Annotated in this window: 31 protein-coding genes and 4 tRNA genes; 16 read left to right on the forward strand and 19 right to left on the reverse strand. The window is 66.9% G+C overall.

Annotation, left to right across the window (positions count from 1 at the left end; translation table 11 throughout):
* Positions 1-184 precede the first annotated feature (184 nt).
* Positions 185-442, reverse strand: a complete 258-nt coding sequence (locus AB0B89_RS19505) for a GntR family transcriptional regulator (RefSeq protein WP_358554370.1) — start codon at positions 440-442, stop codon at positions 185-187.
* A 172-nt stretch (positions 443-614) separates the two neighbouring features.
* Between AB0B89_RS19505 and AB0B89_RS19510 the strand changes: the two genes are divergently transcribed.
* Both AB0B89_RS19510 and AB0B89_RS19515 read left to right on the forward strand, forming a co-directional pair.
* Positions 615-1,349, forward strand: coding sequence for an SAM-dependent methyltransferase (locus AB0B89_RS19510; RefSeq protein ID WP_358554373.1), 735 nt, complete (start codon positions 615-617; stop codon positions 1,347-1,349).
* 357 nt (positions 1,350-1,706) lie between these two features.
* Entirely contained in the window at positions 1,707-1,979 is a 273-nt protein-coding gene (locus tag AB0B89_RS19515; protein WP_358554376.1) for a hypothetical protein, read from the forward strand.
* Between the two features lie 195 nt (positions 1,980-2,174).
* On the opposite strand, the gene AB0B89_RS19520 is transcribed toward AB0B89_RS19515, so the two are convergent.
* The 3 genes from AB0B89_RS19520 to AB0B89_RS19530 form a co-directional block, all read right to left on the reverse strand.
* Entirely contained in the window at positions 2,175-2,789 is a 615-nt protein-coding gene (locus AB0B89_RS19520; protein WP_358554379.1) for a guanylate kinase, read from the reverse strand.
* A complete protein-coding gene (locus AB0B89_RS19525) occupies positions 2,786-3,823 on the reverse strand; it encodes an AAA family ATPase (protein ID WP_358554382.1) in 1,038 nt (345 codons plus the stop codon). The genes AB0B89_RS19520 and AB0B89_RS19525 overlap by 4 nt, the downstream gene beginning before the upstream one ends.
* Positions 3,824-4,080: 257 nt before the next feature.
* A complete protein-coding gene (locus AB0B89_RS19530) occupies positions 4,081-4,482 on the reverse strand; it encodes a winged helix-turn-helix domain-containing protein (RefSeq protein ID WP_358554385.1) in 402 nt (133 codons plus the stop codon).
* 138 nt (positions 4,483-4,620) lie between these two features.
* On the opposite strand from AB0B89_RS19530, the gene AB0B89_RS19535 reads away from it, so the two are divergent.
* From AB0B89_RS19535 to AB0B89_RS19575, 9 genes are all read left to right on the forward strand, one after another.
* Positions 4,621-4,971, forward strand: a complete 351-nt coding sequence (locus AB0B89_RS19535) for a hypothetical protein (protein ID WP_358554388.1) — start codon at positions 4,621-4,623, stop codon at positions 4,969-4,971.
* A complete protein-coding gene (locus tag AB0B89_RS19540) occupies positions 4,971-6,353 on the forward strand; it encodes an FtsK/SpoIIIE domain-containing protein (RefSeq protein ID WP_358554391.1) in 1,383 nt (460 codons plus the stop codon). The genes AB0B89_RS19535 and AB0B89_RS19540 overlap by 1 nt, the downstream gene beginning before the upstream one ends.
* 14 nt (positions 6,354-6,367) lie before the next feature.
* Positions 6,368-7,132 carry a DUF2637 domain-containing protein gene (locus AB0B89_RS19545; protein WP_358554394.1) on the forward strand — a complete coding sequence of 255 codons (765 nt, stop codon included), beginning with the start codon at positions 6,368-6,370 and terminating at the stop codon, positions 7,130-7,132.
* A 20-nt stretch (positions 7,133-7,152) separates the two neighbouring features.
* A complete protein-coding gene (locus AB0B89_RS19550; protein WP_358554397.1) occupies positions 7,153-7,512 on the forward strand; it encodes a hypothetical protein in 360 nt (119 codons plus the stop codon).
* 13 nt (positions 7,513-7,525) lie between these two features.
* A complete protein-coding gene (locus AB0B89_RS19555; RefSeq protein WP_358554400.1) occupies positions 7,526-7,696 on the forward strand; it encodes a hypothetical protein in 171 nt (56 codons plus the stop codon).
* 4 nt (positions 7,697-7,700) lie between these two features.
* Positions 7,701-7,823 (forward strand): hypothetical protein, encoded by a 123-nt coding sequence (locus tag AB0B89_RS19560; protein ID WP_358554402.1) that lies wholly within the window; start codon positions 7,701-7,703, stop codon positions 7,821-7,823.
* 103 nt (positions 7,824-7,926) lie between these two features.
* Complete coding sequence (locus tag AB0B89_RS19565; RefSeq protein WP_358554405.1) at positions 7,927-9,318, forward strand: replication initiator; 1,392 nt, start codon at positions 7,927-7,929, stop codon at positions 9,316-9,318.
* Positions 9,311-9,487: a helix-turn-helix domain-containing protein gene (locus tag AB0B89_RS19570; protein ID WP_358554408.1), complete on the forward strand. Its 177-nt coding sequence runs from the start codon at positions 9,311-9,313 to the stop codon at positions 9,485-9,487. The genes AB0B89_RS19565 and AB0B89_RS19570 overlap by 8 nt, the downstream gene beginning before the upstream one ends.
* Positions 9,487-10,758, forward strand: a complete 1,272-nt coding sequence (locus tag AB0B89_RS19575; RefSeq protein WP_358554411.1) for a site-specific integrase — start codon at positions 9,487-9,489, stop codon at positions 10,756-10,758. The genes AB0B89_RS19570 and AB0B89_RS19575 overlap by 1 nt, the downstream gene beginning before the upstream one ends.
* Positions 10,759-11,369: 611 nt before the next feature.
* Here AB0B89_RS19575 and AB0B89_RS19580 read toward each other — a convergent pair.
* The 4 genes from AB0B89_RS19580 to AB0B89_RS19595 form a co-directional block, all read right to left on the reverse strand.
* Positions 11,370-11,443 (reverse strand) — tRNA-Phe (locus tag AB0B89_RS19580).
* 26 nt (positions 11,444-11,469) lie between these two features.
* Positions 11,470-11,544 (reverse strand) — tRNA-Asp (locus AB0B89_RS19585).
* A 105-nt stretch (positions 11,545-11,649) separates the two neighbouring features.
* A tRNA-Glu gene (locus tag AB0B89_RS19590) sits at positions 11,650-11,722 on the reverse strand.
* An 84-nt stretch (positions 11,723-11,806) separates the two neighbouring features.
* Positions 11,807-13,453 (reverse strand): metallophosphoesterase, encoded by a 1,647-nt coding sequence (locus tag AB0B89_RS19595; protein ID WP_358554414.1) that lies wholly within the window; start codon positions 13,451-13,453, stop codon positions 11,807-11,809.
* Positions 13,454-13,685: 232 nt separating this feature from the next.
* On the opposite strand from AB0B89_RS19595, the gene AB0B89_RS19600 reads away from it, so the two are divergent.
* Both AB0B89_RS19600 and AB0B89_RS19605 read left to right on the forward strand, forming a co-directional pair.
* The gene (locus AB0B89_RS19600; protein WP_358554417.1) at positions 13,686-14,027 is read left to right on the forward strand and encodes a metallopeptidase family protein; all 342 of its coding nucleotides are present in this window, start codon (positions 13,686-13,688) and stop codon (positions 14,025-14,027) included.
* A 209-nt stretch (positions 14,028-14,236) separates the two neighbouring features.
* Complete coding sequence (locus AB0B89_RS19605) at positions 14,237-15,529, forward strand: MFS transporter (RefSeq protein ID WP_358554420.1); 1,293 nt, start codon at positions 14,237-14,239, stop codon at positions 15,527-15,529.
* Here the strand turns inward: AB0B89_RS19605 and AB0B89_RS19610 are convergent.
* Positions 15,526-16,023: a PspC domain-containing protein gene (locus AB0B89_RS19610; RefSeq protein ID WP_358554423.1), complete on the reverse strand. Its 498-nt coding sequence runs from the start codon at positions 16,021-16,023 to the stop codon at positions 15,526-15,528. The two genes, AB0B89_RS19605 and AB0B89_RS19610, sit on opposite strands and share 4 nt — an antisense overlap.
* A gap of 229 nt (positions 16,024-16,252) precedes the next feature.
* On the opposite strand from AB0B89_RS19610, the gene AB0B89_RS19615 reads away from it, so the two are divergent.
* Positions 16,253-16,327: transfer RNA gene (locus AB0B89_RS19615), tRNA-Lys, on the forward strand.
* A 99-nt stretch (positions 16,328-16,426) separates the two neighbouring features.
* On the opposite strand, the gene AB0B89_RS19620 is transcribed toward AB0B89_RS19615, so the two are convergent.
* From AB0B89_RS19620 to AB0B89_RS19665, 10 genes are all read right to left on the reverse strand, one after another.
* On the reverse strand, positions 16,427-17,782 hold the full coding sequence (locus AB0B89_RS19620; protein ID WP_358554425.1) for a tyrosine-type recombinase/integrase: 1,356 nt from the start codon (positions 17,780-17,782) through the stop codon (positions 16,427-16,429).
* Entirely contained in the window at positions 17,782-17,988 is a 207-nt protein-coding gene (locus AB0B89_RS19625) for a helix-turn-helix domain-containing protein (RefSeq protein WP_358554427.1), read from the reverse strand. Before AB0B89_RS19625 ends, AB0B89_RS19620 begins: the two co-directional genes overlap by 1 nt.
* On the reverse strand, positions 17,985-19,661 hold the full coding sequence (locus AB0B89_RS19630) for a replication initiator (RefSeq protein WP_358554429.1): 1,677 nt from the start codon (positions 19,659-19,661) through the stop codon (positions 17,985-17,987). The genes AB0B89_RS19625 and AB0B89_RS19630 overlap by 4 nt, the downstream gene beginning before the upstream one ends.
* Positions 19,658-19,810 carry a hypothetical protein gene (locus AB0B89_RS19635; RefSeq protein ID WP_358554431.1) on the reverse strand — a complete coding sequence of 51 codons (153 nt, stop codon included), beginning with the start codon at positions 19,808-19,810 and terminating at the stop codon, positions 19,658-19,660. Before AB0B89_RS19635 ends, AB0B89_RS19630 begins: the two co-directional genes overlap by 4 nt.
* On the reverse strand, positions 19,807-21,231 hold the full coding sequence (locus tag AB0B89_RS19640; RefSeq protein ID WP_358554434.1) for an FtsK/SpoIIIE domain-containing protein: 1,425 nt from the start codon (positions 21,229-21,231) through the stop codon (positions 19,807-19,809). The genes AB0B89_RS19635 and AB0B89_RS19640 overlap by 4 nt, the downstream gene beginning before the upstream one ends.
* A gap of 94 nt (positions 21,232-21,325) precedes the next feature.
* Positions 21,326-21,655: a hypothetical protein gene (locus tag AB0B89_RS19645; RefSeq protein WP_358554436.1), complete on the reverse strand. Its 330-nt coding sequence runs from the start codon at positions 21,653-21,655 to the stop codon at positions 21,326-21,328.
* On the reverse strand, positions 21,652-21,933 hold the full coding sequence (locus AB0B89_RS19650) for a hypothetical protein (RefSeq protein WP_358554438.1): 282 nt from the start codon (positions 21,931-21,933) through the stop codon (positions 21,652-21,654). Before AB0B89_RS19650 ends, AB0B89_RS19645 begins: the two co-directional genes overlap by 4 nt.
* Complete coding sequence (locus AB0B89_RS19655) at positions 21,933-22,349, reverse strand: plasmid replication, integration and excision activator (RefSeq protein WP_358554441.1); 417 nt, start codon at positions 22,347-22,349, stop codon at positions 21,933-21,935. The genes AB0B89_RS19650 and AB0B89_RS19655 overlap by 1 nt, the downstream gene beginning before the upstream one ends.
* 121 nt (positions 22,350-22,470) lie before the next feature.
* Positions 22,471-23,202 carry a GntR family transcriptional regulator gene (locus AB0B89_RS19660; protein ID WP_358554444.1) on the reverse strand — a complete coding sequence of 244 codons (732 nt, stop codon included), beginning with the start codon at positions 23,200-23,202 and terminating at the stop codon, positions 22,471-22,473.
* 447 nt (positions 23,203-23,649) lie between these two features.
* Positions 23,650-24,060, reverse strand: a complete 411-nt coding sequence (locus AB0B89_RS19665; protein ID WP_358554447.1) for a hypothetical protein — start codon at positions 24,058-24,060, stop codon at positions 23,650-23,652.
* 380 nt (positions 24,061-24,440) lie between these two features.
* On the opposite strand from AB0B89_RS19665, the gene AB0B89_RS19670 reads away from it, so the two are divergent.
* Both AB0B89_RS19670 and AB0B89_RS19675 read left to right on the forward strand, forming a co-directional pair.
* Positions 24,441-25,325, forward strand: coding sequence for a DUF5919 domain-containing protein (locus AB0B89_RS19670; protein WP_358554450.1), 885 nt, complete (start codon positions 24,441-24,443; stop codon positions 25,323-25,325).
* The gene (locus AB0B89_RS19675; protein WP_358554453.1) at positions 25,322-26,128 is read left to right on the forward strand and encodes an inositol monophosphatase family protein; all 807 of its coding nucleotides are present in this window, start codon (positions 25,322-25,324) and stop codon (positions 26,126-26,128) included. The genes AB0B89_RS19670 and AB0B89_RS19675 overlap by 4 nt, the downstream gene beginning before the upstream one ends.
* The last annotated feature ends 104 nt before the right edge of the window (positions 26,129-26,232 follow it).

The raw sequence follows: 26,232 nt of genomic DNA on the forward strand, positions 1-26,232 counted from the left end.
AGCCGTGCTGGGTGCGAACCTGCTCGGCGGTGGCCGGCCGAAGAGCCGCAGCCGGGCACGCAGACCGCCCAGCGCGCCCGGCGGGCCGCGCAGCGGGCCGCCTTTAAAGACGGGAAGAAAGTTCTCATCCAGTAAGCGGGGAGCCTGGTTCGCTGTCGCTGGAGTGCTCCGCCTAGCCGGCGGCTTACTCGGCTGTCGAGGGCGCTTGTTCGTCTGGCTCGGCGACGAATGAGCCCATGCCGGGCTCTGTGTGGATGAGGCCGTCTGCTCGTAGGGCGCGCATGACCTTCTGCGCGGTGGCGTTGGCGATGCTGAACTCTTCGACGAGGTCGATGAGGGAGGGAATGCGTTCACCTGGCTTGTACTGGCCAGAGCGGATGCGCTCGCGCATGATCGCATGGACCTGTCGCCACCTGGGCTGATTTGGCTTCAGCTCGATCATGAGGCAACCGTAGGAAGCTATGACGCGCCTGGCGATGGACGGCACGCTATAGCGCGCTATGGCTTGCCGCGCTTATGATGCCCGCATGGAAGCACCGGACCGGGACCCCCGTGAGGGGTCGGAGCGGGTTCTGCCTGGCCAGTTGGATGTGAGTAGGCCCAGCGTGGCGCGGATGTATGACTACTTCTTGGGTGGCAAGGAGAACTTCGCGGTTGATCGGGAGCGGGCAGAGGAGGTGATGCGGCTGGCTCCTCATGTGCCGTTCATGGCGCAGGCGAACCGGGATTTCCTGGGGCGGGCGGTGCGGTACCTCGCTGGCGAGTGCGGTGTCCGGCAGTTCATCGACATCGGGACCGGGTTGCCGACGCAAGAGAACGTTCATCAGGTGGCCCAGCGGGCCGACCCGCGGGCGCGGGTGGTGTACGTCGACAATGACCCGCTCGTGTTGGTGCACGCGCGGGCGCTGCTGGCCGACAATCCCAACACCCATGTGATGGCCGGTGACCTGCGCGAGCCCTGGGCGATTCTGGGTGACCCGCACGTGCGGGGTGTGATCGACTTCTCCAAGCCGGTGGCGGTGCTGCTGTGCGCGATCCTGCATTTCATCCCTGACGAGGATGATCCCTATGGGATCGTCTCGACGCTGGTCAAGGCCATGGCTCCAGGGTCTTACCTGGTGGTCTCCCATGCTGAGCGGCACCGGGACCTGGTGCGGGCGACGTCGGCCTATGAGGAGGCGAGCGCTCCGGCGGTGCTGCGGTCGCTGGTGGAGATCGCCGGGTTCCTCGACGGCCTGGAGCTGGTCGATCCGGGGGTGGTGTACCTGCCGCTGTGGCGGCCGGACGGGCCGCTGTTCTTCGAGGATTGCCGGGTGTTGGCCTATGGCGGGATAGGGGGCAAGCCGTGACCGCTCCTGGGCCGGCGGGCGCACCGGTTCCGGTCGTCGGCGGTTCTTTGGTGCCGCGTTCCCCGGCGACGGCGGCCGTGCTGCGGTTGAGCCGGGAGTTGGAGTCCTTGGGGATTACCGCTGACCCGCACGAGGGGGATCAGGTGGCGGCGCTGTCGGTGTGGGTGAACTTGGTGATCTGGTGCGAGACAGGTCCTGGTGGTCTGCGTTACCGCTGGTGGACCGGCCGCGTATCGGCGCATAGCGGGCGGTGGGTCTACACCTGGTGTTCCATCCGTGACCCCTCGACGGCTGCACGACGCATAGCCGTCCGTTACTGGGAGCTGCGGGGGCTCAATGCCGCGGGTGGGTCTGGTCGTGGCTGAGCTGGAGATCGTCTGGGTGAAGTCGGCGAAGGTGCACGCCTTCAGGCACGGGATGGTCGGCGGGGTGCGGGCCTTCACCTTGGACGTGGTCTGCCGGCCTTACGAGTTGCATTGCAAGTTGCCCGGTCCCAAGGGTGCCCAGGAGATCGAGAGGTTCGCCAGCGAGGAAGCCGCCTACGCGCGGGCGCGTGACAAGGTCGCCGAGTTCCTCCAACTGTTCGGCCGGCCGCTCCCGGCCGCCGCCTCGACACAAGGCGGGCCATGACCGCGCCTATCGCCTACCAGGACCGGGCCGCTGTGAACGCTTCTCAACACCAGTTGCCGTTGTGTGTGCCCGGTGGCCGAGAGGGCGGCGGCTGTGCGCACCTGCGGGTGCGCTGGACCTGGATCTGGCCCTACGCCGGCCATCTGCCCGGCGGCGCGACCTGCGGGGACTGCGACACCTGGTGGCGGCTGGACCTCATCCCGCCGGCCGTGCTTGAGCGTCTTCCGGCAGCGGGCGCACCACGCGAGGAGACGGGGCGGTGAGGGCGTGGAACGCGTCGGCGATCTCGCGGGCCGCCTGGTCGGGGCCGATGCGGTCGGTGTGGAGTCGAAGGTGAAAGAAGCCCTCGTCGCTGCCGGTCTCCAGGTCGGTGAGCGTCTCGTCCCACGCGGCCAGGCGCTGGGCGGTGTCGACGTCCCGGCGGTGGCGCGACCGTTGCTCACAGACCTCACGGGGCACCCACAGCAGGACGCGCAACCAGGGGTCTCGCCCGACGAGGCGGCGCAAGTCGGCGATGTTGCCGATGTGGGCGACCGGGATAAGCCCGGCATGGCCCATGTCGTCGACCTCGGCGCGGTCGATGGCGTAGGTGTTGCCATACCGATGGGTCTCGGCGAGCGTGCGGCCGGCCTGGCGCAGCTCATCGAGTCGGGCGGCGGTGACGAGGTGGTATTCCTCGGCTCGCCCGGTGCCGACCTTGAGTTTGCGCAGCAGCCGAAACCGGGGGTCGAGCCGGTGAAGGGCCTGGGTGGTGGTGCTCTTGCCGCTGGTGGGCGGGCCGTACAACACGACCCCTGTGGGTGGCGTCACGTCAGGATGCGCTTGAGGGCGTCGCGGGTCTGGTCGGCAAGGCTGATCGCCGAACCTAGCCGGTTGTCGACGGTGAGGTGTGCGGTGGGCGGGGCCTTGTCGGTGTCCAGGCCGGCGACGTACTGCTCCCAGTTGGCCAGCTTCCACGCGTCCCGCGCGGCTCCACGGAATTCGATGTACTCGCGCATGGATTCCGGGTCGCAGCGGACCCAGATCGCGGCGACGTCAATGCCCTTGGCCGCGCACCGGTTCTCCAGCCGGGTGAACCACGCCTCGTCGCGGAGTTCGGTGATGAACGGCGCCGAGAGGATCGCCGAGGTGCCGACGTTGAGGTTGTCCCATGCGGCTTCCATCAGGCACCGGTACTCCAGCGGCCGTACCTCGCTCAGGTACAGCTCGGTGTGCCGGTCGTTGGCGTCGCTACCGAGTGAGATAAGCAGCCGTTCGGCCATGGACCGGGTGAGGGAGTCCTTGTCCAGGAACGCCCAGCCGGTGATGTCGGACAGGAACCGCGAGAACTCCGTCTTGCCCGATCCCGCGTACCCGCCCACCAGAACGAGGATCGGCTTGGGGCTTCCTCCCCCGTGGCGCCGGCGCCAGGCGTCGACCACGCGAGCGCGTAGAGCGGCCTGGGGGGACCCGTCGCTCTGGATGCCGTCGACAGAGACTTTGGTGAACGCCTCCTCGATGACCAGGGCGGCGGCGTTGTCGGCTGCGGGGTCGGCGGGCGCGGGCAATTCGGAAATCACGATTTCCGCTTTCTGTGATTCACCGGGCAACGGCAGACGAAATCCAAGCTCGGGTTCGGTGGCCTGATACAGCAGGCAGTACGCGCGACGGTAGTGCGGGCCGGGGTAAATCGACCCGTTCTCATGTCCCCACAGCGTTTGGAAGTTGGCGGCGGGCACGGCCAGGCCGTGGCGCTGGGCCGTCTGGCGTAGCTTGTCGCCTGCTCCTTCGAGGGTCAGGCCGTGGGCCTCGCGGTGTTCCCGGAGCTTGGCGGGGGTCCAGCCTTGGCGCTGGGTCGTCTTCAAGTGCGTCCCTTCACGTTCACGCTCGGGGGCAGCGGGCTGTTTCGGTGGTGCATGTGAAAACGCTTGTGTAAACCGCTGATGAGACGGCGTGAAGAAGCTTAGCTAGACCGGCGTGATACAGAAAAGCGCCTGATCACGGTGAACTTGAGCCATCCCACAGGGACGCACACCCCCGGGCAGGGAGGCCACCGTGAACAGCAGAGCAGAGCGACAGGTCGCCGATGAGCTGGCCGCGATACGCGCGGAGCTGGACGAGCTTACGTGTCGCGTCGGCCAGATCGCTTCGGCTCTTGGAAGACAGCCGCTTCAAGATCGGCAAGCCGGTTCCCCAGGTCCCCGAGAGCCGCCCGGATCTGGCTGATCTGCTTCAAGATCTGCTCGGTGCTGTCCTCGGCGCGCTCGCTGCCGCTCCTAGGCTGGGCGTCCACCTCTGCCGGGTCGCGGACGAACACGCCCTTGCCTTGCTGGCCGATGACGAACCCTTCGGTTCGCAGCACGCTGATCGCTGACTTCACCACGCTCGCCGAGACCTCGTAGCGCTGGCAGAGCTGGGCGATCGACGGCAACGCCTGCCCCGGCGGCAAGGCTCCGGATCGGATCTGCCCGCGCAGCTCGTCGGCTATCTGCAAGTAGCCGGGCCGGCCGGTGTTCTGCACCATCGCTCGCTCCTTCGCTCCTCCCAAGTTCACCACGCGACGACTCCCATGCCAACCAAGCGCTCATAGAACTCCTTGACAACTTAGAATTCCAAGTGTTCCATGAGGCCTAAGAATCCCATCTGAGAGGAACTGGCGACCATGCGCACCATCCCGATCCCCGTCGACACCAACAAGCTTCAGTTCACCTGCGTCAAGGCCGCACGGCCCCGCCTGGTCAACAAGGAGACCGGCGAGATCAAGAAGGACAAGAACGGCAACATCGTCTACGAGGTCACGGTGACGGTCGAAGACGACTTCGGCCGCCTGGAACTCCTCAAGATCGGCACCTCGGCCGAGCCGGACATCTCCCCCGGCGACGAGATCACCCCGGTCGGCCTCATCGGCTACGTGTGGGAGCAGACCATCAACGGTGCGAACCGCTGGGGCATCTCCTACAAAGCCACATCGTTCGTCCGGGCCGCCTCGGGCATGCCTGCGGGGGTGGCGTGATGAGCATCCTCGACGTCCTCCCGCCTCCGCTGCTCATCGCCCTGGCCGTGTCGGTCGCCCTGCGCCTGTGGAAGCGCCTGGCCCCGGTCTCCTTCTGGTACCTGATCGGGTTCCCGCTCAAGGCGGTAAGACTGCGCTGGACCTGGCGGCACGTCGCCTCCGGCTGCGGGCTCACCAAGAAGCGTCACCGCTGGTGGTTCACCGTCATCCCCAACATGGTCGCCTCGACCGGCGTCGTACGGGTCAAGCGGCGCTTTCAGCGGGTCGCGGTCGACACCAAACCGTGGATGAAGCTTCCCCGGCCGGTACGGCACGGGTGGCGCGTCACCTTCCATCTACTCGACGGCCAGATCCCCGACGACTACGCCAAGGTGTGCGAGCGGCTTGCGCACGCCTGGCGGGTGGAGGCGGTCCGGGTGGTCGGCTCGCGGCCTGGCCGCGTCACCCTACAGGCGACCACACGCGACCCTTTAGCCCACGTCCTGCCCGCCATGCCTCCCGATGAGCCGGAGTCCGGCTGGACGGCCGCCGACCTGCTGCGGCCGGTGGTCGGCGTACTGGAGACCGGCGCCCCCTGGCATCTGGACTTCCGGCTCATCCCGCACTGGATGAACGTCGGCGCCACCCAATCGGGCAAATCCAACCTGATCAACGCCCTCCTCGTCGCACTGGCCCGCCAACCCGTCGCGATCATCGGGTTCGACCTCAAAGGCGGGGTCGAGCTGTCCCCCTACGCGCCGCGGCTGTCGGCCCTGGTGACGACCAGAGCCGACGCGGTGAGACTCCTGGCTGAGCTGATCGGGGTGATGGGCGCCCGGATGCTGGCCTGTCGCGAGCACGGCACCCGCGACATCTGGCAGCTCCCCGACGCGCTGCGGCCGATCCCCATCCTGCTTCTGGTCGACGAACTGGCGGAGCTGTTCCTGACCGCCGACAAGGCCGAAAAGGACGAGGTCACCAAGACCGCTACCGCGCTGCTGCGGATCGCCCAACTCGGGCGGGCCTTCGGCATCCACCTGGTGCTGTCCGGTCAGCGGATCGGCTCCGACCTCGGCCCCGGTGTGACCGCGCTGCGCGCCCAGATCGGCGGGCGGGTCTGCCACCGCGTCAACGATCCCGAAACCGCCGTGATGACCCTCGGCGACCTCGACCCAGACGCCCTGACCGCCGCCCGATCGATCCCGCCGGACATGCCCGGCGTGGCGGTGGTGACCGGCGCCGATGGCCGCTGGACCCGCGCCCGGTCCGGCTACGTCTCCACCACTGCGGCCGAACAGGCCGCCCAGACCTTCGCCGATCGGGCTCCCTCCTGGGAGCAGGTCAAGGCCAGCGGCCTGGGCCACGAGCTGGACAGCAACGCCCACCCCGAGATCGCGGCCTGAAAGGAGAGGTTCCGATGAGCACAACGCGCGGACGTGCGGCCCACCTGGCCGGGTGGCTGCTGGACTCCGGGCCGGTGGCCGTGGTCGCCCTGATCGCCGGCGCGGGCTCCTTCACCCACATCCGCGACACCGCCACCCAGTACGGGCAAACCGGCTGGATGGCCTGGGCCGTGGCCGTCTACGTCGACCTCACCTGCGTCATGGCCGCCCGCGAACGACAGCGCGACAAGAAGACCGGCCGCGTACGGTCCGGCCTGGTGTCCTGGCCCACCCTCGTCCTGACCGGCGGGATCGTGTTGTCCCTCGCCGCGAACCTGGCACAGGCCGACACCTCGGTCTGGGGCTGGGTCACTGCGGCAACCCCGGCCGTGGCGTTCCTGGTCGCGGTCTCCATGCTCGAACGCCGCGCCGTCCCAGGACGGCCCGCCTCCTCGGCGGCCGTACCCGCTCCCGTACTGGCGTCCGTCCCCGTCCCCGGCTCGTCCCCGCGTCCCGTCCCCGATCCGATCCCTTCGACGGCGCTCGTCCCCGCGTCAGTCCCGTCCGTCCCCGTGGCTGCTGCGTCCGTCCCCGTCCAGGACGGCGACACCGCAGGGCAGGACGACACCTCGCCGGCCTCTGGCGGGCTGCTCGACTACGCCCGGCGCGTCGCGGCCGAACATCACGCCCGGCACGGCAGACCGATCACTCGCGACACCCTGCGCGCCCGGCTCGGTGTCTCCAACCAGCTCGCCACCGACCTATTGCGGCAACTACGCGACATCCCCGACCCCGCATGACCCGAAAGGACCTCCCTGCGATGGCTCGCACCCCCGACCGCCTGGCCGTCATCAACGGCCTACGCGACCTGGCCGATTTCCTGGACACCAACCCCGACGTCCCCGCCCCATGGGGGCCGATCTCCCTCCACTTCTACCCCCTCGGTACCGACGAGGAGATCCGCACCCAGGTCGACCACGTCGCCCGGCTACTCGGCTCCGACATCGACACCGACGAACTCGCGGCGGGCCACTACACGACGGGGATCACATTCGGCATCGCCGAGTACAAGGCGGTGGGCCTGCTCGCCGCCTCCCGAGCCCGATGGGCCGCACGCAGGAGCTACAAGGACTCCATCACCCTCGACACCGACCCCACCAACGCCGCCCCCGGCGCCTGAACGGAGAACCCCCATGCGCATCCGCCTCGACGGCACCCGCTCCGAGATCTCTTACGCGCTCTACCAGCTCCGCAAGATCTTCCGGGTCACCTCGGTCTCCAACCCCCACCCCAACCACGGGCGACGGTCGGACTTCCGGCTCTACGCCCAGATCAACCCTCGGGACATGCGGACCTGGAGGTAAGGGCGTGGACGACGAATTCACCGTGATCCGCTACCGCTGCGCCACCTGCGGCGGGACCGGCGTCGACAGCCTGGCCGGCACCTGCGCCGACTGCGACGGAACCGGAGCAGACAACCACGGGGCGTAGCCCCGGCGCCCCCGGCGTGACCGCACAACCGCCAAGTCACACGCCACGTCGGGGGCCATCCCCACACCGAACCTCTAAAGACCCGGAAGGGACACGCCCCATCATGCCCAACACCACCAACGCGCACACGGTAGCCGGGATGATCGCCCGACTCCACGACCCCCAATACGCCCGCTGGGCCGCCCAGATCAAAGCGACCGGCGGATGCCGCCAGCCGATCCACCTGCGCGGCCACGTCCTTCACGTCGACCAGGCAACCGGCGCCCTACTGCACCGCTACTCCACCAGCACCGAACCGGACGGCGTCCTTCGCGTACCGTGCAAGACCCGACGCGCCTCCCGTTGCCCCTCCTGCGCCGAGACCTACCGGGCCGACACCTACCACCTGATCCGGGCAGGCCTGGCCGGCGGCAAGGGCGTCCCCGAAACGGTCAGCGCGCACCCGTGCCTGTTCGTCACCCTCACCGCCCCCTCCTTCGGGACCGTCCACACCCGGCGGGAACGCGACGGCAAGCTCCTGCCCTGCCACCCTCGACGCGACGCCGAGACCTGTCCGCACGGGCGGGTCATGTCCTGCACCGCCCGGCACGGTGCCGACGAGGAATGCCTTGGCGAGCCGCTGTGCCCGGACTGCTACGACTACTCGGGATCGGTGTTCTTCAACGCCCTGGCCCCGGAACTGTGGCGGCGCTTCACCCTCGCGCTACGCCGTCACGTCGCCAAGCTCACCGGGCACAGCCTCAAAGGCTTGCGCGAGGAGCTGTCGATCGCCTTCGCCAAAGTCGCCGAATACCAACGCCGCGGCGTCGTCCACTTCCACGCCGTGATCCGCCTCGACGGACCCGAAGGACCCGACTCCCCACCTCCGGCCTGGGCCACCTCCGACGTGCTGGCCCAAGCCGTACGACACGCACACCAGGCCGTCACCGTGACCGCCCCCGCAGTCGACAGCAAGCCGTCCGTCGTCCTGCGCTGGGGCGCTCAGCTCGACGTCCGCCCCATCACCCTCGGCGGCGACCTCACCGACCAGGCCGTCGCCGGCTACATCGCCAAATACGCCACCAAAGCCGCTGAATGCGTCGGCACCCTCGATCGACGTATCAACGCCACCGAAGACCTCGCCGCGCTCCCCATCCGCGAGCACCCCCGGCGGCTGATCGCCGAATGCTTCCGCCTCGGCTCCCTCGACGGCCTGGCCGACCTCCGGCTCGCCGAATGGGCACACATGCTCGGCTTCCGCGGCCACTTCTCCACCAAATCCCGCCACTACTCCACCACCCTCGGCCAGATCCGCACCGAACGCGCCGACTACCGGCGCAACGAGGAAACCTCAACCGGACGCCTCCCCCTCTTCGACGAGGACACCGTTCTCTTGATCTCCCACTGGTCCTACGCCGGAAAGGGCCTATCCGCCGGCGACGCCGTCCTAGCTGCTGCCCTGACCGGAAGCTACGTAGCCGATCACCCGACTCGTTTGGAGCCGTCGCATGGATGACCTCGTGCTCACCGTCGAAGAGGCGGCCAGAAGGCTCCGCATCAGCCGGTGGACCCTCTACACCCTGATCCACTCCAACCAGCTCAAGACCATCAAGATCGGCCGTCGTCGCCTCGTCCCCGTCGACTCACTGGCCGAATGCATCGACTCCCTTAAGGCGGTGGCGTGATGACCAAGACCACGCTCGGCACGCCCGAGGAAGAGCCGAAGCGCCGCTCAAACCGGCGCATGCGGAAGCGGTCGAACGGAGAGGGCAGCATCTGGCCGCGCAAGGATGGTCGGTACGGCTACGCGGCCTTCGTCCCCACGACCGGCGGCGCGGTAAAACGGGTGCAGGGCTCTGCCCGCTCTCAGGAGGAAGCGCGAAAGAGGCTCACCGAGCTTCTCAGGAACGCCGACGAGGGCATCCCCGTGTCCTCGGAGAACTGGACCATCAGCGACTACCTGAACTACTGGCTCAAGTACATCGTCAAAGAGGAACGGCGACCGAAGACCTATCAGGGCTATGAGAGCGTCGTCCGGCTCCACCTGGTCCCCGGCCTCGGTACGCGACGACTCAACAAACTCAACGCTCAAGACGTCCGGCTGTTCATCACACGTACCCGTACGGAGTGCCAGTGCTGCAAACACGGATGGGATGCCTCCCGAGATGTGCCCGTGTGCTGCGCAACCAAGAACGGCGAGTGCTGCGACTCCCGGCTGTCGACGCGCATGGTTCAGTCAGTGCATGCCGTACTGCGGAACGCACTGGAATGTGCGGTCCGCGAAGAGATCATCCCCCGCAACGCGGCCAAGCTTGTCAGGGTTCCGGTGCCCAAGTACAAGGTGAACCGCGGGCTGACGGTGCCACAGTCCCGCGCGGTCCTGAAGGCTGCTCGGGATCATCGGCTCTTCGCGCTTTATGTCCTGGCTCTCTGCCTCGGCCTGCGACGCGGCGAACTGCTCGGGCTCCGATGGGAAGACGTCGACCTTGACGGCGAAAAGCTCGAAATCGTGCAGACCCTTCAGCGAGTCGCCGGCCGACTTCAGTTCGTCCGGCCGAAGACGGAGGACTCAGCGCGTACCGTGCCGCTGCCCTCGATCTGCGTGGAAGCGCTCCGGGAGCACCGTAAGCGGCAGTTCGCCGAACGGTCAGACCGCTGGCAAGAGTGGGAAGAGTACGGCCTTGTCTTCCCATCCCGCCGCGGGACTCCCATGGAACCGGACAACCTCCGACGAAGCTGGGGAGCGATCCGCAAGGCGGCCGGCCTCGGGGACATGCGCTTTCATGATCTCCGCCACACCTGCGTGACCTTGCTGCTCAACCTCGGCGTACCGCCCCAGGTCGTCCGCGACATCGTCGGCCACAGCGACATCGAAGTGACCATGACCATCTACGCCCACGTCTCCCTCGACGATAAGCGCAACGCCCTCGGAAAGCTCGGTGATGCTCTCGGGTGAAAGCTGATCCTCAGGTCGCCCCGGCCGCTGACGGTTGGGGCGATCTGTGTTGGTCGGCCACGAACTTTTGGAAGTTCGGCATATACCGAATGCGGCGCAATTCCGTGTTCTAGCCTGGGACGGCTACACCAGTGGGACAGCCCACACCACTTTCTCGTCGCCCAATAGTTGGACGCCAACGTCTTCGGCCCCGACAGCGAGAGGAGGTGATGTATGTGGCTGGAAAACATCGACGTCCGCGACGATCGTGGACGTGGGTGTGGCCCGTCCTGAACGCCGCGACAAGGATTGCGCCCTTGGTAGCGGCGTTGCTAGCTCTCGTTAAGGGCTAGCGGACGGACCATCCCCATGTAGCCCACCCGGCTCGACCGCCAGTCGAGCCGGGTCTTCTTCTTTCTACGTCTCGCTAGCGGTACTGCTGGCGAGATGCAGGCATTCAGCGTAGCCCGAGCACGACCCGTTGCGCGCAAAAACAGTTTTTGCGCGCAAGAAGCGTTCCTGGGGCAGGATGCGTAGCGGAGAAGTGACGTTGCTGTCAGCGTTGCTGTCAACGAAGATCAAAAAGCCCCGGGCCGTAATCGGCTCGGGGCGTTTGTGCTGCTCAGTTACTGTGGTCAGGGGCGGGGTCGAACCGCCGACCTTCCGCTTTTCAGGCGGACGCTCGTACCGACTGAGCTACCTGACCCGGTGGTGATGAGACATCCACCAGAGCGGTCCTGACGGGACTTGAACCCGCGACCTCCACCTTGACAGGGTGGCGAGCACTCCAAACTGCTCTACAGGACCTTGCTTGCCGGGAGTCTGTGACTCTCGGCCTTTGCGCTTGCTTAGCCTACCAGCTCTCCGGAGATCTTTGACCTCTGGTCTTACTGGTGAGCGTCAGCTCACGCGTGCCCCCAACGGGATTCGAACCCGTGTCGCCGCCTTGAAAGGGCGGTGTCCTAGGCCGCTAGACGATGGGGGCTCAGGACTCTCGCCCTGGTTCCGTGACGCCTTCCGTCGGAGACCTCTGAAGCATAGGGGACGTGGGCCCTTGATGCCAAAGTGGTCATCGCCGGAATGGCGACTCGGTGCCGGAACCCTCTCCCGTTGGCGACGAGGTCGGAACCGGCTCCGGAGAAATTGTACGGCCAGGCTCGCTCTCCACGTGACGCTGGATCTGGACCCACTGCTCCCCAAGGCCCCCGAGCGTCACGTCGTCCCAGGCCTGAAGGCGGTGGGAGGTCATGTCGAAGTAGAGCACGGAGGCCTGGATCGGCGTGGGCTCGTCGTGTTCGAGGCCGCGCAGGCCCGCCCCTCCGGTCGAACCCTGGATCATCAGCCGGGTACCCGACGGAAGCATCTCGGTCGACCGCTCGTGGACATGGCCGGCCAGGACCAGCGGCGAGGACCCGCTGAACGCCCGTCCGACCGTGGGATCGTGAACGGCGACCAGGTCGACAGGGATCTTCTTGCCGGCGGGATCTCCGGAAGCACCCGAACCCGCCGGATTCGGCTGGCTGCCTGTCAGCTTGGACGACGGGGACGGAGATGCCTCACGCGAGGGCTTCGAGGCGGCCGGCTTCCCTTCGTCCTCCGCGGGAGCCAGGCGGGCGGCGTGAGCGCGTCCGAGATCCACCAGCACCTGAGCGTCCGATTTGACGTCGACGGTCTTGTCGGGCGTGAACCGCGGGTCACCGACGCCGTAGATCCGCAGGCCCTCTACGGTCTTCTCAGCGCCGTCCAGGACGATCGCGTTCTTCTGCCGGGCGACCGCCCGCTGAGTGGCGATGGAGTCGTGGTTCCCGCGGACGTACACGTATGGGACCCCCAGCGTGCCGATCTCCTCGACGAACTTGTTCTCCGCCTTTGTCCCGTGGTCGGCGATGTCACCGGTGTCCACGATCATGTTGATCTTGAACTGATCCTTCAGCGAGCGGATCATGTTCCAGGCGACGGGATTGAGGTGTATGTCCGAGACGTGCAGGACTCGCAGGGTGTTCGGATCCGGCGAGTACACCGGAAGCGTGGTCCCGGCGTGGTAGAGCTGGGAGACGTTGGTGACCAACTTGGCGAGCTGGCCTCGGTACTCCGTGAAGCGCGAGACGATCGATTCCGCGCTGCCGATCAGCGAGGGAACGCCGGTGAGCAGGCCGGTGTACCGGGGCTCGGCGATCGACCGGGGATTGAAGGTCGTCACGGACAGAAGGCCGACCATGGCCACCGCCGTGAAACTACCCAGACCCGTCCACAGCGCCCGTCGCCACCTACGGAAGACGATGAGGCCCGTCAGGAGGCCGCCGCCGACCGCGAACAGGACGGCCCTGATGACGAGCTCCTTCAGGCCCTCCTGGAGGTCGGCCTCGATGAGGTCGGGCAGGGTCTCGGCCCAGCGAGGACTCTCCAGGAGTTGCTGGGCGATATCCGCGTGGATGCCGTCGAGGCTGAGGCTCAGTTGTAAGGGCCCGTGATGGGAGTCGAACCTCAGGGTGCCGAGAGGCCGTACGTCCACGACCGTCTGGCCGCCCCAGGAGGGTTGCAGGCTCATTCCGATCTGCGCCGGCCCCACACTGGTGCTCACGTGGGCACCTATGGCGATACCCAACCAGGCTCCGGCCACTGCGACGATGCCGATCAGCAGGACGTTGACCGTCCGGCGTACGGCACGTCGCTCGTTCAGCCGCTGGGCGGACTCCCTCAAACGCATGAAATTCATCGTCGTCTTGCCTACCCGAAAACACGGTCCGACTCATAGCAGTCGCGAGTCATGCTCGGTCTTGGTGTCAGTCAACAAAGATCCTGCCGGGCCTCATGCGGTCCACACCCGTTCCGCCGGCCTCATGGGGCTGGGCTTCGGGCGGTCCTCCCCTCCTGGGTCTCAGGCGGTCCGTACCGCCGCCGGCCGTACGCGCTACCGCGCTGTCGCTCAGCGGTGACACGATTGAACGGTGATCGAGGTTTCGCGGGAGAAGTTCGAGGAGCTCGTGGCCGAGGCGCTGGACACGATCCCGCCCGAGCTGGCTCATGTGATGGAGAACGTGGTGATGGTCGTCGTCGACGATCCACCCGAGCCAGGACTTCTCGGGCTTTACACGGGCATCCCACTGACCGAGCGGGGTGAGTGGTACTCGGGCGTCCTGCCCGACCGGATCGAGATCTACCGGAACTCGATCTGCGGGATCTGCGAGACAGAGGACGAAGTGGTCGAAGAAGTACAGATCACCGTGGTCCACGAAATAGCTCATCATTTCGGGATCGATGATGACCGCCTGCACGAACTCGGCTGGTAGGCCCAGAACCGCGGCGGCCACGGCGTCGTACCTCCATGTGACACCTCGCCTCACCTGGCGGGACTCCTCTGGACATAACACCCGATAACAGCTCTGCGCTGAGATCCGTACGGCCATGAGGGTTGCGCAACCGCGCCCGGAGTCGGCACCGTAGGTGACATACTGAACACGGTCTGTCAGGAACGGCCCAGCGAGCGCAGCGGAGACATATGGCGGTCACGAGGCCAGGCCGGCTGCCCGGGCGGCACCGCCGCTCGCCGGAAAGCCAAGCGACGTACGGCGAAGTCATCGCCATCGGCGAGTTCCGTGCGCTGTGGGTCGGTCAGTGCCTTTCCTTAATCGGTGACCAGCTTGCTCAGGTCGCGCTGGCTCTCCTCGTCTTCGAAAGGACCCGTTCGCCTCTGGCCACCGCCGGGGTCTACGCGCTGACCTATCTCCCGCCGATCGTCGGCGGTCCGCTGCTCGCGGGGCTCGCCGACCGGTACGCACGGCGCCAGATCATGATCGTGTGCGACCTCACACGGGCGCTTCTGGTGGGTCTGATGGCCGTGCCCACCATGCCTTTTCCGGTGCTGTGCGCCCTGGTCTTCTGCGTGGTGCTGCTCAGCTCGCCCTTCACGGCCGCCCGGGCGGCGCTGCTTCCCGAGATCCTTGAAGGCGATCGGTACGTCGCGGGCTCCGCGCTGCAGAACATGACCAACCAGGGTGTGCAGATGCTGGGCTTCGCCGCAGGGGCGGGGGTGATCGCGACCATTGGCGCATATCGTGGGCTCGCGCTGGACGCGGTGACCTTCGTGGCCTCGGCGCTGATCCTCGCTGTCGGCGTAAGGCGGCGTCCCGCGCCAGATCCCGAGGACGACACACACACGTCCATGTGGGCCATGACCAAGGCCGGGGCCCGGCTCGTCTTCGGCGACAGGCGGCTGCGGACGCTCGTCCTGTTCGCCTGGCTCTGCGGCTTCTATGTGCTCCCCGAGGGCATCGCCGTCCCGTACGCGGCGACGCTCAGCGACGATCCGAGAGGGGTCACGCTGATCACGGGCCTGCTCATGGCCGCCATGCCGACGGGGACTGTTCTGGGGGCCTTCGCTTTCAGCCGGTTCGTGGCGCCGACCGGGCGCCTGCATGCCATGGGCTGGATGGCGATGCTCAGCTGCGCTCCGCTCATCGGGTGCGCGATGCGGCCTCCGCTGGCCGTCGTGCTGGCCCTGTGGATCCTCGCCGGGGTGGGCGGGGCGTACCAGCTCGCGGCGAATGCCGCGTTCGTGCAGTGCGTGCCGGCGAACCGCCGGGGCCAGGCCTTCGGGTTGGTGCAGTCGGGGTTGCTCGCGGCCCAGGGCATCGGGATCCTCATCGGCGGTGCCGCCGCACAAGCGCTCGGCCCAGAGCCGGTGGTCGCCCTTGCCGGAGCGGCGGGGCTCTCCGTGGCCGCGCTACTGGCCATGCTCTGGACCGAGTCTCGTACCGAGATCATCACCAGGGTCCGCACCCAGGTGACCTAGGCGTGCGTAGGGGGCTCGTCCACCGGCGACTGCGGCCGGCTCGTCGGCGACTGCGGGTGGGGCTGGGGAGCAGCCGGAGCGGAGTAGGGAGCCTGGTCCGCGTACGGAGGCTGGTCGGCGTAGGCGGGCCGGTCGGCGTAGGCGGGCCGGTCGGCGTACGGGGGCTGGTCGGCGTTCTGGGGCCGCGATGGCTGCTGCCAGTACGAGGAGACCTGCTGCCAGGTGGAACCTGAGCCGTTCTTCTGCTTGTTGATCAGATCCTGGACGATCGAGCTGTTCTTGCCCTCTTCGGGGATCAGCAGCCACGCGACGGCGTAGATACCGACGCCGAGGCCGCCGAAGAAGGTGGCGACGGCGAGGCCGAGCCGGATGATGTTGGCGTCGATGCCGACGAACTCGGCGGCACCGGAGCACACCCCGGCGACGATCCTGCCTTCGCGGGTGCGGCGGAGTTCCTTGGTGGTCGAATGGCCCTGAATGTTCATCTCGTTCATGGCTCCAGACTGCCCGGAGGGGCCCCGTTCGCACATCGGGATTCCCCCTGGCCCGACCCTGGTGACTCCCTGAAGCCTGCTAACGTTCAAGGAACCGCTTGGGGCTCACCCTGACAGGGAACCACGTCGAGTGAAGGCCGCGTCGCCTGACTCCAGACCGTATCGAAACGGTCGAGAGGGGAAGGCAGTCGCGCAGGGGGCGGTACGCTCAGTACCCTGCAATCTAGCTGGGCCGCTAGCTCAATGGCAGAGCTGCGGACTTTTAATCCGTAGGTTCAGGGTTCGAGTCCCTGGCGGCCCACCACTAATGACCAGGGCAGACTCCCGGATCCCATGATCCGAAAGCCTGCCCGGGGTTGCAGTTCGGGTTGCAGTTGTCATCAGCGGGTTGCAGTCGCCGGCCTCACCCATCCCACAGCGCCCGGCCCATCCGCGCCGCCGCATCGGTCGCCAACGTCGACGTGACGTGCGTGTAGCGCTTCGTCGTGGTGAGCTGGGAATGCCCAAGGATCTCTTGCACGACGCTGATGTCCACACCTTGCTCCAGGAGCAGCGTCGCCGCCGTATGCCGGGCATCGTGAACCCGGGCATCCTTTTCGACCCCGGCCGCCCTTAGGAGTTCTTTCCACTCGTCCCAGTCGTCGCCGGGATCGATGGGACTCCCATCGGTCCGAGTCCAGATGAGATCCATGCCGCCCCAGTTCTTCCCTGCGGCTTTCTCTTCGACACGCTGCGCCTCACGGTGCAGTTTCAGAAGCGGGATAAGGGGTGGCGGGATCAGCACCGTCCGCCTCCCTTTGCCTTTCGGCTTCACGAATGCCCAGCCGCCGACGCGTTCAGGGCATGAGGGGGCGTGACCGGTGCAGTCGGGAGCACAGAACGTCGGGCACTTCCCACCATGCTGCCGGCACCGCGCCGGACACGGCTGAAGGCACAGGTGCCGCCGGCCAGAGGTTCTCTTGGCTTTTGGGCAGTCTTTCGGGCACGGGTACCGGTGCAGCCGCTCACCGCAGGCATGGTGATCTGCGCACCCGTGGCGGAAGCGCTGCCGCTTGATCTGCCAGAAGACCCGGACCACGCCCTTGTCCAGGTCGACGTACTTCCAGCGCAGCCCGAGCGCTTCACACTGCCGAAGGCCCAGGGCAAGCGCTACAGACCACCTTGTGCCGTTTCTCCGGTCCTTGGCGCTCTCCAGCACTGCACGCGTCTCAGTGGCCGTCAGCGGCTCTATCTCGACTTCCTCACCGGTCGGGGCGTCGATCAGGGTGCAGACGTTCCGAGCAACCACCTCACGCCGTACGGCGATCTTCAACGCCCTGGACAGGATGCGGTGAATCTGCAACACCGTGTTCTCGGCGAGATCCTGTTGGCCGAGCCATACATAGAAGGCGTCCAGGTGTTCGGGGCGAAGACGATCGAGCCGATGCTTGCCGAGCCCGGGAATGATCCACCGTTCCACCTTGGGACGGTACGTGCTGTCCAACGTGAGCCGGCTGACGGTCCGCGGCGCGATCGTGTCGAGCCACGTCCTCATCCACTCCTCGACCGTCGGCACCCGCCCCGGCTTGTCGACCTTGCCGGAATCCCGTTGCTTCTCCAGCTCCCGAACCTTGCGGGTCACCTCGGCCTCAGAGCCGCCCTTACGGTGCCGGCGATCAGGCGAGCCGTCGTCCTTGACCCCCATCATCACCCAGCCGTGCCACAGGCCATCTTTGCCGAGGTAGATGGACGATCGGCCGTTGGGCTTCCGAGTCGCCATCACGCCACCTCGCGATGGGAAAGGCCGGCCTCGGTCTCCAGTGCACGGGCGAACTCGACCAGCGCCCAGGTGGGAACGAGCCGGTATCCCTCCCGCTTGATCGACTGAAGCTCACCGGTCTTGATCAGCCGGAACACGGCCGTACGGCTTATGCCGAGCGCGTCTGCCGCCTCTTTGGGACGGTAGAACAGCTTCTCCATGTTCATGCCGCCTCTCGCGTTGCCGAAAGATCTTGGGTGGGTTGTCCATCTGCTCGTGCTTGGGCTTGTTGGAGTGCGGTGCGCCAGCGTTGGCGGTTGCCGATCTCTTTGAGGAGCCGTTCGGCGAGGGGTGGTAGGTCGCGGTCGGAGGGGGTGACGACGCGCCACAGGTACCGGTGCGGGTCGACGGGTTGTGTCTGTTCGTCGGTTGCCGAAAGGCCGAGTTGTTCCAGCACCCAGGCCCGCCGGTCTTGCTTGTGTTCGGACAGCGTCTTGCCGGACCACTTGCGCGAGACCAGGACGCGGCGGCCCGCGTAGCCGAGGTGTTCGGGCTTGTGTGCCTTGGACCGGCAAGTGCCCGGACGTATCCCCGCCTTGGCGCTCTTGGGCTGCACGCCGTAGCGCAGCCAGTTCGGGCAGGTCGGCGCGCATGGCTCGAAGCGAAGCACGTTCATCAGCCGTTCCACATGCGCCCGTTGAGCGTCGCTCTTAGCTTCGTGGCATTCGGTCAGTGACTTGGTGAGGTACTTGGTCAGGTAGAACAGGCCCTTGTCGGCGCCGGGCGATCCGGCGAGTACGCCTTTGACGTCGACCTGTTGGCCGAGGCGGACCACGTGCTGGGGTTCGGCGTCCTCGTCGGTGTCGAGCAGGTCGAGCGCTTGTTCCCAGGTGGGCAGTAGCTCGCCTGTTGCGGGGTCGAGGTAGTCGCCGGCCTGCCCGTCCTCACGATCGGTGGCGTGCTCGTCGGCGACCCAGACCGGCAGATGTTCGCCCTCGAAACGAACCTCATGACACGACGGCCACCACACTTGGTGATAGGTCGCCGCGGCTACGGCTTTGACCTCGGTGCGTGGCATGGTGCCGCGTACGGCCATGTGCAGGTGCGGGGCGAGGCGTCGTTGGGGTTCGACGGTGGCGAAGTACTGCACGTCATAGCCCGCCACGCGGCGGAGGTTCTGCACGAACCGGTCGACCAGTTTGGGGAAGTGGATCGCATCCCGCGCCGCCCGCACGTAGTCGTATGTCGAGGGGTCGACCGGGGTGCCGTCATGGCGGACTTTGCCGTAGCTGTCGCAAGTCAGGGTGATGAACAGCGACGGCCGGTAGTGCCTGCCGTCCGGCGCGGTGAAGGTGCGTCCAACGGTGCGGTTCTCTCGTTGCCGCTTGGGCAGGTCGGGGGCGTCCTGTCGGCGACGGGTCGAGCGCGACCGCTTGGGCTTGCCCGACCCAGGCACCACGCTTCCCCGCACGCCGGAGGTGGCAAGCTCGTCTTCCAGGGTGGTGATCACCTCATCCCAGACCGCTGTGTCCCCGCCGGTCTCCTCGGCCAGCTCGCGGAGCACATGGGCATCAGCGCGTTCCTCGATGAGCCAGCGCTGACGTTCGGTCGGTTCAGCCGGTTCGGCGACCGGTTCGGCCTCCAAGTGCCAGCCCTCCCGGCATTGCGCCTTACGGAGCTGCACGGCGCGTTTGGCGCACGGCTCGCACTTGGCGTCCAGGGTCGCGCCGCAGGGGATGTTGACGTATTCGGCCTTTCCGGTCGCCGTGTCGATCTTCTTGAGGGGGACGGGGCGGATGCAGACTCCGTGTTGTTTGGCGACCTCCTCGATGACGTCCAGGGCCATCGGCATGGACCGGCGTACGGCCCGGGGGATGTTGCGGTCGTTGGGGTTGGTCACCGGGCACCACCGTCCTCACAGGGCAGGGTGATCGCGGTCTGGCCGCATTCGTGGCACTCGACCAGGCCGCGGACGGGGTCGAGCCAGAGCATGTTGAGCGTGCGGCACATCGAGCAGCGCAGCCCGTCGAGGAAGTGAGCCAGCGTCATCGCGCGTCACCCGCCCCGGCGAACTCGGTGACCATGGCGCGGATGTCGGTGTCGGAGACGTACGCGGCGCGGACCCGTACCGGTTCGGGGGATGCTTCCAGTCGGACGTAGCCGACGCCGGCCCCGCGCGAGGGGTAGGAGGAGATCTGATCGGCCAGGGCGCCACGGTCGCGCGCTCCGTCGCCGAGCACGAGATCTACCTGTGTGGGTTCGTCGAGCCGTAGGGCGATCTTGTCGGGGAACAGGTTGCGGATGCTGAGGATCTCTTTGCGCGGGTCTTGTAGCGCGGCCAGGACGCCGACGCCGACCGCTCGACCTTGCGTGGTGAGGGTGGCCAGGGCGGCGCTGATGCGTTCTTTGAGTTTGCGGTCGGTCTGGTAGGCGGTGAGGAACGCCACTTCGTCAACGACCACCAGGACGAACGGGTCTTCCACGGTGGGGACGTGGTTGCGCTGGACTCCGGCGAACCGGCCCGCGCGTTCCTGCATGATCTTGACCGCCGCTTCGAGCAGATCGGCGCAGTCGGCGGGATCGGCGGCGTACCGGTCCCCGAACAACGCCCGACCGTAGGACAGCTCCATCAGCTTGGGATCAAGCGCCCAGATCTCGGCGAGCCCGGCGCGCATCGCGGGGAGCAGGCCGCGGATGGCCGACCACAGCCAGGAGCCTTTGCCCGCCCCCGTGGCGCCGGCCACCAGGACATGAGTCCCGTGCAACTTGAGCAGGTACGGGGCGCCGTCCTCTCGCAGGCCGATCGGGACCGCCGACACCTGCACATGTCCAGTGATCGGCAGCGCTGGAATCGGCGAGGCCAGCAGATCCCGCCGGGGGAACTCCAGAACCATCCGACCGGGCTTGCTCAGCTTGACCCGGCATTCCCCACCCGCGAAGCCGTGCGCGAGGTTGTCGGCCTTGTCCTGCCAGTCGGCCGCAGCCTGCCCCGACAGCATCTTCACCGTCACCACATCAGCCGTCGCGGTGCAGGCGACCTTGAGCAGGCGGGGAAGGTACTCACGGCCGCCCACGTGCTTGGCAAGCCCGGAGACGACCATGACCGGTTGCCAGTGCCGCCGGTAGTTCCACATCCACCGCCACCACGCCCGAAGCCGCAGCCCCACCCCGGACGTGAACGAGACAGGGTCGGTCAGCCGCCACCCGGCCAGGGACGAGATGACAGCGACGACGACCACCAGGGCGACGCGCCACCCGCACAGCAGGCATAAGACGACCGGTGCGGCGACGACCAGGCAGGCGATCGGGTGCCGCCACACCATCCGGACCAGGCCCACGACGGTCCGGAACAGCATCGAGAAGATGGTGAAGATGGCCGGGGTGTTGACCACGACCGGGCGGAAGACCAGCGAGTTGGGGACGGTGGAGACGATGTCCCGGGTGTAGTCCCCGGGGGGTTTACGCAGCATAAGCTGAACGCCTCTTCTCGTGAAATGAGCTTCAGGGGGAGAGAGATCGGGGGCCGCCGGAAGTTGGCGCTTCTGGCGGCCCCGCCCGAAACGGTCAGGCGACCTTGGCCGACGTCGCCTCGGTGGTGTTGTGCTCGGTGCGCGTGGCGTGCTCGTCGCGCAGCCGCTCACAGTCGGCCAGGAGGCCCGCCGCAGCCTCCAGCAGGCCCCGGGCGAACGTCACGTGCATGTCGGTCACCGTCGTCTCGGCGGTGAGGCCGATGCTCAGGTGCGACTCGGCGAAGTCGACCGACACGAACGACGCCGGGGTGTCCCTGGCCGGGAAGTAGGACACCCGGGCGTGCTCGTCGGGGTAGATGTGCATACCCACCCGGGGAGCTTCGCCGGGCTCCATGGTGATCGTGGTGTAGCTGTAGCCCTTCACGCCGCTTCCTCCTCTCGCTTGGATTCGCGCTTGTTCTGGTTGTGGTGCAGCCGCTCGACCTCTTCGGCGAAGGCCCGCGCCTGTTCGGCCAGCTCACGGGCGAACACCCGCACGGCGTCGTCCACCCGCGTGGCCGGGAGCACGACCTTGACCACCGATGCCCCGGCCGACAGCTCCAAGATCGGCGTGCGGTCGGGGTAGGTGTGGCAGTCGACCGCGCCCCGGCCCTGCACATGCACGAAGGTCTGCGTCCACGAGACCCCCGACCGGCGGCTCATCACGCCGCGTCCTTGGCGCTCACCGAGGGCTTGCCAACGGCTCGGGGAGCGCGCATCTCCCGCGCCCGGATCGAGTACGCCAGACGGCCCGTCGCCTGGTGGACATACGGGGTGACCGTCATGCCGTCGAACTCCACCGGAGTGAACGGCAGCCCCGCCATCGACGCCGGGGGAACCGGCTGGACCGGGGCGAGGATCTTCACCGACACCGTCTTCTGCGCGGCCTTCACGCCCGGGTCGGCGTCCATCACCGCGACCTGCCACACCAGCTCACCGGTGGTCTTGTCCCGCGCCGGGACGAACTTGCCGGCGGTGGAGGCTTCGAAGTCCTTCACCTGCTCGACCTCCCCCACGACGTAGCAGCCGTGCGGGAACACCTGCTCGAAGCCGATCGGGATCGGTCCCTGAAGCGCCATGAACATCACCTCTTCTCAACTGGCCAGCCAGCTTGACTGGGCAAGTGTGGATATGTCCATTAAACGCAAAACCCGCTTGGCTAGTCAAGCAAACCAAGCGGGCAAGATCGGGAAACTTGAATTACCGGATCGGGTAGGCGTCCTCCAGCTCGTGGCGGTCCCCCGGCAGCACCGTCTCCAGCACCACCCACGCCTTCCCCGTGGCGTCACACGCCACCGCGAACAGATCCAGCAGCGCCGCAGAACCAGGCACCCCGAGCAGGTCACGCTCCTGCTTGGTCGGGTTGCGCGCGGTCAGGTGCTCGATGATGTGATCCAGCCCCACCCCGGCCGCGGATTCCACCAGCCGCCGGACCCCGTGCGCCAGCTCTCCCGGTTCGGCCAGCCCCGTACCCTCCGCCAGATGCGCCGGCACCCACACCGCGACGATCTCCGACGGCTCATCGCCCTGAAGCACCACCGTCTTACGCAGCACCACCGAGGCGCCCTCATCGGCCCCGAGGTAGGAAGCGATCCGCCGAGGAGCCTTCACCGCCCCGGCCGACACCAGCCGCGTCGTAGCCGGGATCTCCTTACGGTCCAGCAGCCCCCGCCCGGTACGAGGATGCCGCCCCGCAGACAGAGCAGGCCGGCCCCGCACGAACCGTCCCTTGCCCTGCTGAGTGACAATCCACCCGTTATCCCGCAGCACCCCCAGCGCCTTGACCACCGTCGGCCGCGCCATCCCGAACTCGGCCATCAACTGATGCTCACTGGGCAGCGGTGAGCCGGGCGGGTACTCCCCGGACTCGATACGCCGTTCCAACTCGGCGATCAATTGCGCGTACTTGGGCGGCGTGTACTCGAACGACATCCGAGGAACCTCACAATCAGCTTGCCTGCCTAATCAAGCACGTTAGCAGGACAGCCAAGCTGTGCGAAGCCCCTACCAGCGGTAACGCGCACCAACAAAAGCCCCACAAACCCCGCAGCCGCCGCACACGGATAAGCCCCCACGACGACACATCGTGGAGGCTCACACCGTCGGAACACTACGAAGACGAGACGGCCCGCCCGTCCTCCGGTGCCGTACGCGGACCGGGCAGACGCAACCCGTTACGTCGCGCCTCCACCTTGCACTGCTCATCCAGCCGCGCAGCAAGATCGGTAAGAGTGTCGGCCCCCAGAACGTTCCGGATACCCGACCTCTCGGTGTCAGCCGACCACGAATGGTGGCGTATGGCGACCCACCCGCCATGAAAGTCGAGGATCTGCCATGTTCTGCCATGACGCTGCTGGAGTTGACCGAGGGTAGGAGCGCTCACCGCGCCACCTGCCAGTCCCGAGCCGTCCCCACCAGGTAGGCCAGCGCCTCGCGACCCTCATCCACCGGGAACAAGAACTGCGGAGCATCACCGGCCGGACGGACGCAGTAAGCCGGCTCACTCTTCCCGGTCACGATCGTCACCGTCACCCGAAGCCGGTTATCCGCTCCCCGCACCTCCAGCTCAGGCGACACATAGCCCGGAATCCCCAGGTCATCGAACAGCAGACGCAGCCGAATCACCCGGACCACCAGGCCGCGGATCCCGTGCTTCCGAAGCCCATCATTGAGCCCGCCCAGCAGAGTGCCGTAATACGCCGCAGTCGACTGCGATACGACGTCACTGGTGATGCCCATGTCCGCCTTCCCTCCGCCCTCCTGACGGTCCGGTGAGATCGAGCCCGTCATGCCGCTTCCTCCCGACCGTCCGGGCAGTCAAAGCACGCCACCCGGCGAAGCCCCACCGGCTCGCCCTCCAACCGAGCCCCCGCATTCGCCCGATGCGCCCGAATGAACCGCCAGCCCTTCCCCCGGCACGCGATGCAGTTCGACACCGACCCACCGTTCGCAGGCAACGTCATCGGGGGTTCTGCCAGGGAATCTGTCGAGGAAGTTTCGTTCCGCTCAGCCATGAGCAGAGCATTTCCGCAGGTGACGTCGCGTCTCGACAGCGTCCATGTATCGCCTGTCATCACCGCGTCTCGTTTTGTCTCGTCTTCGTCTCCTCGTGTCGCGGATAGATCGCTAACCTGGTCTCACCGATGCCCCCGACAATCGAGGTACGGTTCATGACGGATCAGTCGATCTTGCTCAAAACGCTTTTACGCCAGCGCCATTGGCAGACATACGCCGTCTTCTGCCGGGAGTACGACAAAGCAGCCAAGAAGATCGACCCGGAACGAAACCTCGCCAGGCCCAGCCGCGCCCAGCTTCACCGCTGGCTCGCAGGCGAACTCAAGAGCCTGCCCTACGCCGATCACTGCCGAGTGCTTGAAGCCATGTTCCCTGGCTACAGCGCCGAGGAGTTGTTCCGCGTCCAAGGGGCGGAAGCCCTCGCCAACGGCATCGGTCATTCACCGCCCATACCGACGATCCCCGCACCAAGGCCCGCCCCGGTCGAAGTCATCGGGAACCAGCTCGCCGACGTATCGGCGATCTTTAGCAGTAGGGCCGAATTCGCTTCGGCCTACCCGCCGCCGGCTCTCTTCGACCACGCCACCGACATCGCTGCCGCCGGACTGTCACTCAACCTCATCTGCCAGAGCTATCCCGACCACCAGCTCAAGCGCCTGCTCGAAGGCGGAACCCGCATCCGATGCCTGTTCCTGGACCCGCAAGGCGAAGCCATCAAAGCCCGCGAACGGGAAGAAGGGCAGACGCCCAACACCCTGGTCCATCTCACCGCGTTGAACATCAACGTGCTCAGCCGCCTCAAATCCCAGCTCGCCCCCGAGGTCGCCAAGCGGTTTGAGCTCGCGGTTTACGATGAGACAATCCGGTACAACATTCTCATCGTGGACCAAATGACGTGCGTTGTTCAGCCGTACCTGCCCCAAGCACGCGGGTTGGACTCACCCACCCTCGTCATCCGCGACAACGGCACGGCCGGCGGCCTGTTCCCCGTCTTCGATCAGGTCTTCACCTCACTGTGGGAGCGAAGCAGAGCAGTATGACCAACCATGCACGAGCACTCCTGCCCACCGCCCTGCAAGCCGTAGCCATCGCCAGCGAACTGATCACCACCCGCCTCCCAGGGGTCATCACCGCCAAGGGCGACCGCGACATGGCCACAGAAGTGGACTACGCCGTAGAGCGAGCCGTCCGCGACCACCTCAGCGAGCACACGCCCGCGATCGGGTTCCTCGGCGAGGAGGAAGGCACCAACGGCCACTCCACAGGCGCCCTGCACTGGGTGCTCGACCCCGTCGACGGCACCGTCAACTTCCTCCATGGCCTGCCACTGTGCGGCGTCTCCCTCGCCCTCATCCGCGAAGACACCCCCATCCTCGGCGTCATCGCCCTGCCCTTCCTCGGCTCCCTCTACGCAGCAGCCGAGGGCGACGGAGCCACCGTCAACAACGAACCCATCAAAGCCAGCACCACCGGCACACTCGACAGTGCGATCGTTTCCATCGGCGACTACGCCGTAGGTGACCACGCCCAAGAACGCAACCGCGACCGCCTCGCCATCACCCACCTTCTGGCCGCCCGGGCCCAACGCGTCCGCATGTTCGGCTCCGCAGCCATCGACCTCGTATGGGTTGCCGAAGGCAAGACCGACGCCTGCATCATGCTCGCCAACAAGCCGTGGGACACGGCCGCCGGAGTCCTCATCGCCAGAGAAGCCGGCGCCCTCGTCACCGACATCGACGGAACCCCGCACACCACCCGATCCAAGGCCACCATCGCAGCCGCCCCCGGCATCCTCGCGGAAATCGCCGCAATCGCACACGAGGCACAGTCCGCAAACCCGTAACGCGGATCTTGCCGAATTGTTCTGTTATGTATCAAGGCGGCGGCGCTGAGCGCCGCCGCACGGCCCGCCGCCCGCCCGCCGTCCGGGCGTGCGGCGTGGGCGCC

Origin of the sequence: Sphaerisporangium sp. NPDC049002 (assembly GCF_040649355.1) — a bacterium.
In the GTDB taxonomy this organism is placed as follows: domain Bacteria; phylum Actinomycetota; class Actinomycetes; order Streptosporangiales; family Streptosporangiaceae; genus Sphaerisporangium.

Coding starts and splice junctions, on each gene's coding strand:
- AB0B89_RS19505 (WP_358554370.1), bottom strand. CDS start 442: ATGATCGAGCTGAAGCCAAATCAGCCCAGGTGGCGACAGGTCCATGCG.
- AB0B89_RS19510 (WP_358554373.1), top strand. CDS start 615: ATGTATGACTACTTCTTGGGTGGCAAGGAGAACTTCGCGGTTGATCGG.
- AB0B89_RS19530 (WP_358554385.1), bottom strand. CDS start 4,482: ATGGTGCAGAACACCGGCCGGCCCGGCTACTTGCAGATAGCCGACGAG.
- AB0B89_RS19535 (WP_358554388.1), top strand. CDS start 4,621: ATGCGCACCATCCCGATCCCCGTCGACACCAACAAGCTTCAGTTCACC.
- AB0B89_RS19540 (WP_358554391.1), top strand. CDS start 4,971: ATGAGCATCCTCGACGTCCTCCCGCCTCCGCTGCTCATCGCCCTGGCC.
- AB0B89_RS19545 (WP_358554394.1), top strand. CDS start 6,368: ATGAGCACAACGCGCGGACGTGCGGCCCACCTGGCCGGGTGGCTGCTG.
- AB0B89_RS19550 (WP_358554397.1), top strand. CDS start 7,153: ATGGCTCGCACCCCCGACCGCCTGGCCGTCATCAACGGCCTACGCGAC.
- AB0B89_RS19555 (WP_358554400.1), top strand. CDS start 7,526: ATGCGCATCCGCCTCGACGGCACCCGCTCCGAGATCTCTTACGCGCTC.
- AB0B89_RS19565 (WP_358554405.1), top strand. CDS start 7,927: ATGCCCAACACCACCAACGCGCACACGGTAGCCGGGATGATCGCCCGA.
- AB0B89_RS19570 (WP_358554408.1), top strand. CDS start 9,311: ATGGATGACCTCGTGCTCACCGTCGAAGAGGCGGCCAGAAGGCTCCGC.
- AB0B89_RS19575 (WP_358554411.1), top strand. CDS start 9,487: ATGACCAAGACCACGCTCGGCACGCCCGAGGAAGAGCCGAAGCGCCGC.
- AB0B89_RS19595 (WP_358554414.1), bottom strand. CDS start 13,453: ATGAATTTCATGCGTTTGAGGGAGTCCGCCCAGCGGCTGAACGAGCGA.
- AB0B89_RS19605 (WP_358554420.1), top strand. CDS start 14,237: ATGGCGGTCACGAGGCCAGGCCGGCTGCCCGGGCGGCACCGCCGCTCG.
- AB0B89_RS19610 (WP_358554423.1), bottom strand. CDS start 16,023: ATGAACGAGATGAACATTCAGGGCCATTCGACCACCAAGGAACTCCGC.
- AB0B89_RS19620 (WP_358554425.1), bottom strand. CDS start 17,782: ATGGCGACTCGGAAGCCCAACGGCCGATCGTCCATCTACCTCGGCAAA.
- AB0B89_RS19625 (WP_358554427.1), bottom strand. CDS start 17,988: ATGAACATGGAGAAGCTGTTCTACCGTCCCAAAGAGGCGGCAGACGCG.
- AB0B89_RS19635 (WP_358554431.1), bottom strand. CDS start 19,810: ATGACGCTGGCTCACTTCCTCGACGGGCTGCGCTGCTCGATGTGCCGC.
- AB0B89_RS19640 (WP_358554434.1), bottom strand. CDS start 21,231: ATGCTGCGTAAACCCCCCGGGGACTACACCCGGGACATCGTCTCCACC.
- AB0B89_RS19650 (WP_358554438.1), bottom strand. CDS start 21,933: ATGAGCCGCCGGTCGGGGGTCTCGTGGACGCAGACCTTCGTGCATGTG.
- AB0B89_RS19655 (WP_358554441.1), bottom strand. CDS start 22,349: ATGGCGCTTCAGGGACCGATCCCGATCGGCTTCGAGCAGGTGTTCCCG.
- AB0B89_RS19660 (WP_358554444.1), bottom strand. CDS start 23,202: ATGTCGTTCGAGTACACGCCGCCCAAGTACGCGCAATTGATCGCCGAG.
- AB0B89_RS19665 (WP_358554447.1), bottom strand. CDS start 24,060: ATGACGGGCTCGATCTCACCGGACCGTCAGGAGGGCGGAGGGAAGGCG.
- AB0B89_RS19670 (WP_358554450.1), top strand. CDS start 24,441: ATGACGGATCAGTCGATCTTGCTCAAAACGCTTTTACGCCAGCGCCAT.
- AB0B89_RS19675 (WP_358554453.1), top strand. CDS start 25,322: ATGACCAACCATGCACGAGCACTCCTGCCCACCGCCCTGCAAGCCGTA.